The sequence below is a fragment of the Halococcus saccharolyticus DSM 5350 genome, assembly GCF_000336915.1.
GTDB classification, from domain to species: Archaea; Halobacteriota; Halobacteria; order Halobacteriales; family Halococcaceae; genus Halococcus; species Halococcus saccharolyticus.
The window spans coordinates 194788-206173 of the sequence record NZ_AOMD01000021.1; the positions used below are offsets into that span (position 1 = coordinate 194788).

Genomic DNA, 11386 nt, shown 5'->3' on the forward strand with positions numbered 1-11386 from the left:
GATTTATGTCTTCATTAGACAACGATGTGCAAGGAGTGTACGATATGACATACCACAGACGACGCCCATACTGGTGGCAGTCATGAGCGGGGACACCAGCACCGAGAGAGCGGGAGCACACGAGAGCAGCATGGTCGAGTACGGAATCGACGACAAGCCACCGCTCGGCCAGTCGGCCCTGCTCGGCGTCCAGCACTGGCTGACGATGATCGGTTCGACGATCGCGATCCCGCTCGTCCTCGCGGGAGCGATCGGGTTCGACGCCGCACAGACCGCCCAGCTCGTGGCGACCTTTTTCGTGGTCTCGGGGGTCGCGACGCTCGCACAAGCCACGATCGGGAACCGCTATCCGATCGTCCAGGGCGGGACGTTCTCGATGCTGGGGCCTGCGCTCGCGATCGTCGCGGTGCTCGCAGCGGGTGACGCCGCCCCGACTACGATGATCCGCGAGCTCCAGGGCGCAGTCATCGTCGCGGGTCTCGTCGAGGTCGCGATCGGCTACCTCGGAATCTTCGGTCGGCTCAAGCGGTACGTGGGGCCGCTCGTCATCGCGGTGGTGATCGCGCTGATCGGGCTCGCACTCCTCACCGTGCCGCAGATCACCAGTCCGACGAACAACTGGTATCTCGTCGGGCTGACGCTCGCGCTCATCGTGCTGTTCTCGCAGTATCTCGACGGCTACTCCCGGATCTTCAAACTGTTCCCCGTCCTCCTGGGTCTCGGCGGGGCGTATCTGCTCGCTCTCGCCCTCTCGATCACCGGGCTCGTTCCCGGCCTCGTGGATCTGAGTCCGGTCGCGAACGCACCCCCGATCCGTGTGATCGTCCCGTTCCAGTGGGGGCTCCCGCTCTTTACGACCTCGTTCATCGCGGGGATGATCGCCGGGATGCTCGCCTCGGCTATCGAGAGCTTCGGGGACTATCACTCGGTCGCTCGGATGGCGGGCGAGGGCGCGCCCAACGCACGCCGAGTCAACCACGGGCTCGGGATGGAGGGGCTCGGCAACGTCTTCGCGGGCATCATGGGGACCGGCAACGGCTCGACCTCCTACACCGAGAACATCGGCGCGATCGGCATCACGGGCGTGGCCTCGCGGTACGTCGTCCAGGTCGGCGCGGTCGTGATGATCCTCGTCGGATTCGTCGGCTACTTCGGGGCGCTGGTGACGACGATCCCGAGCGCGATCGTCGGCGGACTGTTCCTCGCGATGTTCGCTCAGATCGTCGGCGTCGGGCTCTCGCAGCTCCAGTACGTCGATCTCAACCAGAACCGGAACGTGTTCGTGCTCGGGTTCGGGCTGTTCGCCGGGCTCTCGATTCCGGAGTACGTCACCAACGTCCAGAACGCCTCGGACATCTCGCTCGAAGCCGGCCTCGCGAGCGTCCCCGTACTCGGGGCGGTGCTCGGCCTCCCCACGGTCGCCCAGACCATCGGGATCATCCTCGGCACGCCGATCGCCGTCGGCGGCATCGCCGCGTTCGTGCTCGACAACACGATCCCCGGTACCGCCGACGAGCGCGGCCTGACGGCGTGGGAGGAGATCACCGAGGACGACGACGCGTTCACGCCGTATCACGCACGATTCCTCGGCGGAGAGTCGAGGGAACCCGACGTCGCCAACGACTGATCGCCGCTACAGAGTCTCGCTTTTCGTGTCCTCATCCGAGATCGACTCCCGCAACGCGAAAGTGACCGTGCCACCACGCAACCGCATGAACGATCGCGGCGGTGGAACGGATGAGACGACGATCACCCGAATGGGGCTCCGGCGGGGCGGCTGGATCGGCTACAACGAGGAGGGCGTCTACGTCGACCGGGACGACGAGACACGGATCAAGATCCGACACGGGAACGTCACGCAGGTCGGGCTCAAGAGCGCCGAGTGGGATCTCGTGGTGATGAGTCTGGTGCTCGTCGGCGTCGGCGTCTTCGTCGGCACGACACGGAACCCCCTCGTCGGGATCGGGTTCGCTGCCGTCGGTCTGGGAAGCCTCTACTGGAGCTATCGAAAGCGCCACGAGCTCGTCATCCATGTCGCAAACGAGCGGAAACCGATCGCGGTTTATCCCACCCATCCCGCGGAGTGTCACGAGACACTCGCCGAACGAGTCCGGACGAGTACCGAGGACTAATCCGTCCTGACTGCACCAGCACCGAGTTCACATCGCCCCGCCCCCGACAGTTAAGTTCTCGCACGCCGAGGGGAGAACGACGATGACACGAGCAGACCTGCGGGTGGTTGACGCACGAGTGGTGACGCCGAGCGGAACGCTACCCGGGGGCGTCGCGGCCACGGACGGACGGATCGTCGCAGTGGGAACCGAGACGAACCTCCCCGACGCCGACCGCGAGATCGACGCCGAGGGGAACTACCTGATTCCGGGGTTCATCGATCCGCACGTCCACTGGGGGCTCTCGCGCTACGAGTTCGAGGACTACCACGAGGGGCTCGCCCACGACTTCGAGACCGAGACCCGTGGCGCGGTCCACGGCGGTGTCACAACAGTCGTGAACTTCCTGCTCCAGCGCGAGCCGTACCTCCCCGACATGGACTTCTTCCGTGAGGTCGGTCGCGAGAACTCCTACATCGACTTCGCGTACCACGCGATCGTCCACCAGGACCACCACGTCGAGGAGATCGAGGGACTGGTCGACGAGGGGATCCGATCGTTCAAGGTGTTCTTCAACTGGTACAAGCACGCGAGTCCCGAACTCGGTATCGACCACTCCGACGCCGGCCGGGTGTACCAGGTGCTCGATACGGTTTCGGACGTCAATGGAGGTGTAGTGATGTTCCACGCCGAGAACGAGGACCTCGCCTACGAGCGCCGCCAAGAACTCAAAGAGGAGGGCCGCAACGACCTCGAAGCGTGGACGGAGGCTTCGCCGAACGTCGCCGAGGCGATGCAGATCGAGCAGATCGGCCGACTCACCGAGTACACCGACTCGCGGGCGTATATCGTTCATATGAGTACCGCCGAGGGCGTCGACGTCTGCGAGCGATTTCAAGATCGGGGCATCAACCTCCACGCCGAGACCCTGCCTGCCTTCCTCGCCCACACCAACGACGAGGATCTGGGAGTCTGGGGAAAGATCTCGCCGCCCCTCCGGAAAGAACGAAGTAAGACGCGGCTTTGGGAGGGGCTCCGAACCGGCGTGGTCGACTACCTCGGCACCGATCACTGTCCTCACAAGATCGAGTTCAAGGAGAAAGACGAAGGGAAGTACGGCGACATGTGGGACGCGATCCCTGGCGACAACAACGGTATCGAGTACTTCCTGCCGGTGATGATGAGCGAGGGTGTCAACGAAAACCGGCTCAGTATGGAGCGCGTAGTGGAGGTCTGTGCGGAAAACAACGCCAAGCGATGGGGGCTCTATCCACGGAAGGGCGCGCTCGTCGAGGGTGCTGACGCCGACATGGTGATCGTCGATCTCGAAAAGCGCCGGACGGTCGACGACGAGTTCTACCACACGATGGAACCCGGCTACTCCACGTTCCACAGCGACGAGCTCACCGGCCTGCCGACCCACACCATCGTCGGCGGCGAAGTCGTCGTCGAGGACGACGAACTCCAGGTCGAGCCGGGTGATCGCGAGTACCTCCCCCGAGGAGAGAACGGTGTTCCGATGTAGGGCGTCGAATAGATCTTCAGATAACGTGTGGATAGATATAATTGTCTCATGAACCATATTACTTCTATAAGTACTGGCCACAGCTCGAAATCAGAGGTTTTGAACCGGTATACGGGATCGATTCAGCCACAATCTATAGAAACCAACCCATAAATTTGAAACGACTATTTCAAAGTCGGAAGGGGTGGATGGAGTTGTATATCTATCTGAGGCGATTCCGGCCCAATATTTGGCCAATTTGCTGATCTTATTTCGGTCGGTGGGTTTTAAAATAGATAACCCGCATTTCTGGTTGGTGAGGACTTCGATGACATTGTTGGTCCGTCCGGAGCAGCAGGCTGGCACCGTCTCCCTCGTCATACGGAGCGATATATAGCGGACAACACCCCACATATCAAGCTTGACCACCACGGTTTGCGACGGACCACACATGGAGACGAGGAAGGTCCAGCTCTCCGGCGGGACCACGTACACCGTCTCGCTACCGAAGTCGTGGGCGACCGAACACCGAATCGATGCGGGTTCGATCTTGCGTCTCCATCCGAAAGGGAATGGCTCGCTACTCGTCGAGTCCACGGGTGATACCAACGGTGATGGTGACGAACGGACCACAACCGTCGACAGCGGTGGTCTCGATCGAGACGGGCTCGCACGGACGCTCCATGCGCTCTACATCGTCGGCGTCGATCGCATCCGACTCGTCGACGACACCACTCACTCGACCGAACGCCGGAGCACGATCACGCGTCTCGCCGGGCGGTTGAGCGGGCTCGAAGTGCTCGAAACCACCGAAACCGAGATCACGCTTCGGAGCCTCCTCGATCCGGGGTGCGTTTCGATTCACAAGAGCGTGCTACGATTGAAGCTCATCACGCTCGGAATGGCCCGGGATGCGGTGCGAGCGTTCGTGACCGGTGATCGATCGTTGGCAGACACCGTGATCGAGCGCGACGACGAGGCCGACAAACTGTTCGCGATGGTCACACGGTACTTCCGGCGGTCGCTTTCCAATCTCGCGGTGATCGACAAACTCGATCACTCGCGCGACGAACTCTTCGAGTACTACTACGTCGCCCGCCAGTTCGAACGGATCGCGGACCACGCCGAGAAGATCGCCCGACTCGCCAACGAGGACGCGCTCGCCGACGACCTCGACGAGACGCTTTCCTCGTACGCTGACCGCGCACGGACGATCGTCGATCACGCCGCTGACGTCGCGCTCTCGAACGCCCACGTCGGGATGGCGTACGACGCAACCGCCAACCGTGACGCGCTCGTCGATGAGATCACCGCGTTCAGTCACGAACTCCACGGTCGCGGCGAACCGGAGGAGATCCATCGAGTGAGCTTGCTGCTCGACAGTACCGAGCGAACCGCGGAGTACGGAGCCAACGTCGCCGAGATGGCAGTCCAGCGGACCGCCCGTCAGGACGAACTTCCCGACGCGTAGTCCGGAGTTCGGGTGTGGCGACTGGGACGCGACCGACTAGGGGCTACTCCAGTCCGAGCGCGAGACCATCGACCAGCGCCGCGGCCTTCGCATATGGCGAGCGCTCCTCGTTCGTGGGTCGGGGACGCCGTTTACCGGCGCACCGAAAAGCGCTCTCGACGAACGCGTTGCGGACGTTCCGATTCTCGAACAGCCCGTGAAGATACGTGCCGAGGACGCGATCGGTCGCGGCGCTTCCCTTACCGATGGGCCGTTCGACGGCCGCGGTGGCGGTGCTCTCACCCATGTGGATTTCGTAGCCTGCGACGGTACCGCTCGCGCCATCGATTGGGCCGGAGCCGTCGACGTCCCGAGTGACGCGTTCGACGCGCTTCTCGCGGGAGAAGCTGGTTTCGACGGGCAACAGACCGAGTCCCTCGACGATCGATCGATCGCCCGTGCCCTCGATGGCGGCGTTCGTGATCTGCTCGCCGAGGATCTGGTAGCCACCACACAGTCCGACGATCGGGCCCGACATCCTGGCGAGTGCCTCGTCGAACCCAGCCTCTCGAAGCGCCAGCAGATCGTCGACGGTGTTTTTGGTTCCGGGAATCACGACTGCGTCCGCGCTCGCGAGATCGGTATCGAGCGGCACGTAGGCTACCCTAACGCCCGGTTCGCGCGCCAGCGGTTCGAGGTCGGTGAAGTTCGATATCCGGGGGAGCCGAGGGACTGCGACGGTCACCGCGACCTCGTCCGCCACGCCGTCGTCGTCGCCCGACACGCGACGCTCGCCAGCCGCCGGCAGCGAGACGCTGTCCTCGGCGGGCAGTCCGGGATCGTCGTACGGGAGGACGTCGAGCACCGGTATTCCGGTTTTTCGCTCCAGCTCTTCGATCCCCGATTCGAGGATCGAACGATCGCCACGGAACTTGGTGAAGACGACGCCCATCACTCGGTCGCGGAGATCGTCGGGCAGGAGTTCGAGTGTACCGTAGGCGCTCGCGAACGCGCCGCCGCGCTCGATGTCCGCGAGCAGCAGGATCGACGCGTCGGCGAACCGCGCTGTCGCGACGTTCGCGAGGTCGCGGTCGTGGAGGTTGATCTCTGCGATCGAGCCTGCGCCCTCAGCCACGATCACCTCGTACTCGGCCGCGAGGCGCTCGTGGGCCGCTTCGGCAGCCTCGCGAGCGCGCTCCCAGTGCTCGTCGTAGTACGCTCCGGCGGCGTAGTGACCGACGGCTTCGCCGTCGATCACGAGTTGACTCTCGGCGTCGCCGCGGGGTTTGAGGAGGACGGGGTTCATGTCGGTCGTCGGCGTGACGCCGGCAGCGCGAGCCTGGACGTACTGCGAGACACCGATCTCGCCCCAGCCGTCAGTGGACGCTTCGCCGTCCTCAGACGGCCGGCGCTCCGTGCCGGCATCGTCGCCTTCGGCGACACCGTCGGCGGTCACGACCGCGCGGGCGTTGTTGCTCATGTTCTGGGCCTTGTACGGTGCGACCGCGACGCCCTCGCGCGCGAGGCGACGACAGAGGCCGGTGACCACCGTACTCTTGCCGACGTGACTCGCGGTGCCCGCGACGAGGACGGTCGAGGTCATTGGATCTCAGTACTCCGTTCCCTTCCGTGCGCGATGGCCCGCGTCGAACGGGTGGGCCTCCTTTCGGACGTTCGTGACGAGGTCCGCACGGTCGGCGATCGCCGGCCGCTCGTGACCGCCCGTCAGAACGAGTTCGAGATCGTCGGGTTTGTCGTCGACGAGATCGGCGACCGCGTCGGGATCGACGAGATCGCGGTTCGCGGCGTACAGGATCTCATCGAGGATCAGGAGATGCACTCCCTCGTCTGGCTCGCCGTCGAGCGCGAGCGGCGCGGTCAGGTCGGCTTCGTCCGCTGCGGCGACGAGTTCGCGGGCGCGTTCGAGCGCGCCCTGGGCCCGGGCGGCGTGCTCGTCGTCGGCCGAGCCGTCGAGCAGGCCGTGCCAGCCGTAGTGGCCCGAGTTCTCGTAAGTGAATCCAGATACGACATCGATCGCGTTGTATTCGCCGCGGGTGGCCTCGACGCTCGCCGCGCCACCCTTCATGAACTGGAGGAGGTGGACGCGGTAGCCGTGGCCCGCGGCCCGGAATCCCATCCCGAGCGCGGCGGTGGTCTTCCCCTTCCCGTCGCCCCACCACGCCGAGACCAGGCCGAACTCGTCGGGGGCCGACGGCTCGATCGGCTGCGATTCGGGTGTTTTCCCCTCGCCGGGGGTTCGACTGTGCTGTGCGTCGCGGTCGGCGTCGGAGCTGTTGTCAGTCATGGCTGTAACGCAGGTCGCGTGCGGTGGTCGGTTCGGCCGGCGTCGACTGGCGAGCGATCACGGCGAGAACACCTCGGCTCGTCGGTCGGTGACGACGCCGTACTCGGCGTCGGCCACGCTCGAAGGGATTGCGCGGTGCTCGTATCGCGACGCGAGGCTCGCACGCACCGCCTCGCGGACGCAGGCGCGCGCTGCGGCCCCGACCGGGGTCGCGCTGCCGGTGAACTGTGCGGGGTCGCCGTCGGGATCACAGCCCACGACGACCGCGTCGGTGGTCGTCCCCGGAAAGCCGGTCGCCGCGAGCAGCGTCGCGGCTTTCGCCTCGACGGCGACCGCGAGCAGGTTCGCAAGTCCGGCGTCGTCGAGCGCCCGCGTCGTCCCGACGACGATGTTGACCGTGCCGACGCCGTCCTCGTCGGCTCGGCCGTCGGTATCGGCGTCCTGGGCAGGATATGCTAAGGGATTCTGCGGCAGCGCGGCAGGGTTCGACACGCCTGCGGTGGCGTAGGCTACTACCGAGTCGAGCCGTGCGCCGCGGGCGTGTTGCAGGTCGACGCCGGTGAGCAGCGACGGCCCCGAAAGATCGAACCCAGCCCGGTCGCACCGCTCCGTGACGTAGGTTCCGAGATCCGTTCGGCTCCAGCCCTCGGGCACCGAGACGTTGTAGGCGGCGTCCGCGCGCTCGAACCCGCCGTCCCAGCCCGTCGAGAGCCACGCGGTGTCCCGCCGCGCGATCTGTAGAACACCGGCCTCGACGCTCGCCTCAAACATCCCCGAGTACCTCGATCAGGTGGTCATTCTCGGCAGGGAGCCGCACTGCGACCCGAATGTGTGAGTCGAGACCCCGAAACGTTCGAGCGTCCCGGAGCGCGAGACCCCGCTCGCGGGCGTATTCGAGGATCCTGTCGACGTCACGATCGCCGACGTCACACAGCAGGAACGGCGCGTCGGACGGACGAACGTCGAACTGCTCGGAGAGCGCGTCGCGGAGTCGGGGGCGTTCCGTGCGGACCCGTTCCCGAGTTTCCGCGACGAATTCGGTCTGGCGCAGACAGTACGCCCCGGTCGCCAGCGCGGGCCCGCTCACGTTCCACGGCCGGCGCGCGGCGGCCAACGCTTCGCCATACTCGCCCGTGGTGACTGCGAACCCGGACCGAAGCCCCGGCAGCCCGAACAGCTTGGTCAGCGATCGCGCGACTACGACGCCCGGCGTCCCGGCGAGCGACGGCTGGTCGGTGAACCCGAGGAACGCCTCGTCGACGAGCAGCGGCGTGTCGACGTCGCGACACCGCGCCGCGAACGTATCGAGCGCGGCGGAATCGTACGTCTCGCCGGTCGGGTTGTTCGGGTTGCAGACGATCGCGAGAGCGTGTTCTGCGAGGTCGGATCGATCGATGTCGAGCACCGCGTCGTGGGGAACGAACGCCGGCTCGCCACCCTGGAGGGGAACCTCACGGGCGTACTCCCCGAAACTCGGGAACGGGACCAGCACCGAGTCGCCTGGCGAGACGGCGAGATCCACGACCGAGCGAATCGCCGCGAGGCCGCCAGGCGTCGGGATCACCTCGTCCGGCTGGCAGTCGACGTATTCTGCCGCGGCGTCGCGGTAATCGGCGGGCGGTTCGGACGGATACGATCGAGACTCGGCGAACGCGTCGCGGTAGACCGCCTCGACTCCCTCGGGCACTCGTGGGTTCGTGTTGGCGCTGAAATCCAGCACATTGGGATCGTCGCTGCTGCCGTGTGGAGCTCTGTCGACGCCGAGCGCGTTGTCGAGGTTCACGCGAGCGCCTCCGCAACCTGGGCGTCCGCGCGCCGGTTGACGTTGACCGCGAGGCGCTCGTCGTGGCTCACGAGCGTCGTCTCGGCGTCGCCTGTCCCGACGACGTTGATCCCGGTCGGCGCGACCGTCCGTCCCTCGTGTTCCATCGTCGTGTCGACGCTCACGCCGAGCGCGCGCTTGAGCGTGACGGGAACGCAGACCGCGAGCGAGTCGCCCTCGAACGCGTCGATCACGCGATCGACGCTCTCGCCGGTGAGCAATGGGAGGTCCGCCACGACCGTCAGCACGGGCAGATCGATCGAATCGAGCGCGGCGGCGAGGTCGGTGACGTACCCCTTGCCAGGCGTCTCGACGAACGACTCGACGTGCGGCCCGCAGCGTCGAGTCCCGTCCCGAGAGACGTCGGAACGTCCTGGATCGAGACGATCGCGCGTTCGGGGCGCGTTCGACGATCCGACTGCGTGGATCGCCTCAATCCGGCTGGCGCGGAGCGCGTCGATCACGCGGTCGACCATCGGTCGACCGTCGATATCGTACAGCGGCTTTTCGGTGTCGGCGTCGAGACGAGTGCCGCGACCGCCGCACATCACCAGTGCGTCCACGCGATCACCCCCGCGTGGAGCGCCGCGACGCGCGCGATCTCGTTGGCTGCGCCGAGAACGTCGCCGGTGACGCCGCCGAGATTCGATCGCGCCCATCGGAGTACGGCGAGCGCCACGACCCCGGCGGCGAGGAGCGCTACCGCAGCGGGAACTATCGCGGGCCACGCGAGGAGGGTCGCCGGCAGGGCGAGCAGCCAGACTGGACCCAGCGCTCGCGGGCTGGCGTTCGCTGTGAACCCCGCGCCGAGCCCGTCGTGGGGTGACGAGCCGACACAGACCAGGCTCGCCATCCCGGCCTTCGCGCCCACCTCCGCGGCGACGGCGAAGAACGCGGCCTGTGCCGGTAGCGCCGCGATCGCGCTCCCCGCAGTGACGAGGCCGGCCACGACCAGCGCGACCGCGAGCGCACCCCCGACGCCGAGCGTGGTGTCTTTCATGACCTCGCGCTGCGCGGTCGCGTCGCCGTGGACCGCGAGCGCGTCGCCGAGGTCCGCCACCCCGTCGACGTGGTTGATCCCCGTCACGGCGTAGACGCCGACGGCGAACGCGATCCCGACCGTCGCGGGTGGTCCCGGTATCAGGAGCGAGAGACCGACGAGCGCGCCGAGGAGGTATCCGACGAGCGGGAAGGCGATCGGCCGCTCGGCGAACGCCGCCCACGCGTCGCCGTCGCGCCCAACGGGGAACCGTGAGAGGAAGCCGAGCGCCCCCCGGAGCGCGGTCAGGACCACGCGATCACCCCGCAGAGGACGAACGCGCCAAGCCCCGCGAGGCCGACGACGCGAACCCCCTCGCGCGCCCGCTCGACGCTCGGTAGATCGGCGTCGGGGTTGAGGACGTACGCGCCGCGCTTTTTGAGCCGGATATCGAGGGCCGCGGCGAGCGTCGCCATCGGCCAGCCCGAGTTGGGAGAGGTGGGTGCGTGGCTCCACTCGCGGGCACGGGCCAGCGCGCGCGGCGATCGGCCGGCGGCCGCGAGCAGCACGGCGCTCGTGCGGGCCGGAAGCCACATCACGAGGTCGTCGAGTCGCGCGCTCGCCCCGCCGACCGGTTTCGAGTGGTAGCCGAGCATCGAATCGAGCGTGTTGACGGCCTTCACCCACGCCGCGCCCGCCACCCCGACCGCGAGCGAGACGCGCGCGCCAAGCGCGAACGCTAGCAAGGGTGCGACCAGCCCATCGGCGAGGTTCTCGGCCGCGCTCTCGACCGCCGCGCTCCGGAGCTGGACCGGGGTGAGATCGTCGGTCTTCCGTCCGACGAGCGCCCGGACCGAGGTTCGTGCGGCTGCCGGGTCGGTCGCGGTCAGATCGATCACGTCCTCCGCGACCGACAGCAATCGTGCTAGGCTCGTCGTGGCGAACACCACGAGACCCGCGACCGCGCCGCCGACGATCGGATTCACGGCGACCGCGAGGGCGGCGACGAACCCCGCGACTGCGGCAGCACCGATCGGGAGACCGAGTGCGATCGTCGCCCCGACGAGCCGCGGGTAAGCCCACGACCGATCGAGCGGTGTGACGGCTCGCCCGAACCACGCGACCGGGTGAATGCGCTGTGGGAACTCCTCGAACGCGGTGTCGAGTGCGAGACCGACGGCAAGCGCTCCGACGGCGGCGAGACTCATCGGTCCC

At 66.7% G+C, this 11386-nt stretch carries 11 protein-coding genes; 4 read left to right on the forward strand and 7 right to left on the reverse strand.

The window, feature by feature from the left end; all coding sequences use genetic code 11:
- Positions 1 to 82: 82 nt before the first annotated feature.
- The 4 genes from C449_RS09180 to C449_RS09195 all read left to right on the forward strand — a co-directional run bounded on the left by C449_RS09180 (position 83) and on the right by C449_RS09195 (position 5086).
- A complete protein-coding gene (locus C449_RS09180) occupies positions 83 to 1627 on the forward strand; it encodes a uracil-xanthine permease family protein (protein ID WP_006077720.1) in 1545 nt (514 codons plus the stop codon).
- Positions 1628 to 1712: 85 nt separating this feature from the next.
- Complete coding sequence (locus tag C449_RS09185) at positions 1713 to 2132, forward strand: hypothetical protein (protein ID WP_049914035.1); 420 nt, start codon at positions 1713 to 1715, stop codon at positions 2130 to 2132.
- Between the two features lie 82 nt (positions 2133 to 2214).
- Positions 2215 to 3636, forward strand: a complete 1422-nt coding sequence (locus tag C449_RS09190; protein ID WP_049914001.1) for a dihydroorotase — start codon at positions 2215 to 2217, stop codon at positions 3634 to 3636.
- A 430-nt stretch (positions 3637 to 4066) separates the two neighbouring features.
- Positions 4067 to 5086 carry a phosphate uptake regulator PhoU gene (locus C449_RS09195; protein WP_006077723.1) on the forward strand — a complete coding sequence of 340 codons (1020 nt, stop codon included), beginning with the start codon at positions 4067 to 4069 and terminating at the stop codon, positions 5084 to 5086.
- A gap of 43 nt (positions 5087 to 5129) precedes the next feature.
- On the opposite strand, the gene C449_RS09200 is transcribed toward C449_RS09195, so the two are convergent.
- From C449_RS09200 to C449_RS09230, 7 genes are read right to left on the reverse strand one after another with little or no spacing between them, the layout of a single operon-like run.
- Positions 5130 to 6668, reverse strand: coding sequence for a cobyric acid synthase (locus C449_RS09200; protein WP_006077724.1), 1539 nt, complete (start codon positions 6666 to 6668; stop codon positions 5130 to 5132).
- Positions 6669 to 6674: 6 nt separating this feature from the next.
- Positions 6675 to 7370 (reverse strand): cob(I)yrinic acid a,c-diamide adenosyltransferase, encoded by a 696-nt coding sequence (locus C449_RS09205; RefSeq protein WP_006077725.1) that lies wholly within the window; start codon positions 7368 to 7370, stop codon positions 6675 to 6677.
- Between the two features lie 57 nt (positions 7371 to 7427).
- The gene (locus C449_RS09210) at positions 7428 to 8141 is read right to left on the reverse strand and encodes an adenosylcobinamide amidohydrolase (protein WP_006077726.1); all 714 of its coding nucleotides are present in this window, start codon (positions 8139 to 8141) and stop codon (positions 7428 to 7430) included.
- The gene (locus C449_RS09215) at positions 8134 to 9153 is read right to left on the reverse strand and encodes a threonine-phosphate decarboxylase (protein ID WP_006077727.1); all 1020 of its coding nucleotides are present in this window, start codon (positions 9151 to 9153) and stop codon (positions 8134 to 8136) included. Before C449_RS09215 ends, C449_RS09210 begins: the two co-directional genes overlap by 8 nt.
- A complete protein-coding gene (locus tag C449_RS09220; RefSeq protein WP_006077728.1) occupies positions 9150 to 9740 on the reverse strand; it encodes an NTP transferase domain-containing protein in 591 nt (196 codons plus the stop codon). Before C449_RS09220 ends, C449_RS09215 begins: the two co-directional genes overlap by 4 nt.
- Entirely contained in the window at positions 9740 to 10486 is a 747-nt protein-coding gene (gene cobS / locus C449_RS09225; protein WP_006077729.1) for an adenosylcobinamide-GDP ribazoletransferase, read from the reverse strand. Before cobS ends, C449_RS09220 begins: the two co-directional genes overlap by 1 nt.
- Positions 10477 to 11379 (reverse strand): CobD/CbiB family cobalamin biosynthesis protein, encoded by a 903-nt coding sequence (locus tag C449_RS09230; RefSeq protein ID WP_006077730.1) that lies wholly within the window; start codon positions 11377 to 11379, stop codon positions 10477 to 10479. Before C449_RS09230 ends, cobS begins: the two co-directional genes overlap by 10 nt.
- Positions 11380 to 11386 lie beyond the last annotated feature (7 nt).

What these genes read in the sequence shown, in the direction of transcription:
- C449_RS09190 (WP_049914001.1), top strand. Translation starts at nt 2,215, where the DNA reads ATGACACGAGCAGACCTGCGGGTGGTTGACGCACGAGTGGTGACGCCG.
- C449_RS09230 (WP_006077730.1), bottom strand. Translation starts at nt 11,379, where the DNA reads ATGAGTCTCGCCGCCGTCGGAGCGCTTGCCGTCGGTCTCGCACTCGAC.
- C449_RS09205 (WP_006077725.1), bottom strand. Translation starts at nt 7,370, where the DNA reads ATGACTGACAACAGCTCCGACGCCGACCGCGACGCACAGCACAGTCGA.
- C449_RS09220 (WP_006077728.1), bottom strand. Translation starts at nt 9,740, where the DNA reads ATGTGCGGCGGTCGCGGCACTCGTCTCGACGCCGACACCGAAAAGCCG.
- C449_RS09180 (WP_006077720.1), top strand. Translation starts at nt 83, where the DNA reads ATGAGCGGGGACACCAGCACCGAGAGAGCGGGAGCACACGAGAGCAGC.
- C449_RS09210 (WP_006077726.1), bottom strand. Translation starts at nt 8,141, where the DNA reads ATGTTTGAGGCGAGCGTCGAGGCCGGTGTTCTACAGATCGCGCGGCGG.
- C449_RS09195 (WP_006077723.1), top strand. Translation starts at nt 4,067, where the DNA reads ATGGAGACGAGGAAGGTCCAGCTCTCCGGCGGGACCACGTACACCGTC.
- C449_RS09200 (WP_006077724.1), bottom strand. Translation starts at nt 6,668, where the DNA reads ATGACCTCGACCGTCCTCGTCGCGGGCACCGCGAGTCACGTCGGCAAG.
- C449_RS09185 (WP_049914035.1), top strand. Translation starts at nt 1,713, where the DNA reads ATGAACGATCGCGGCGGTGGAACGGATGAGACGACGATCACCCGAATG.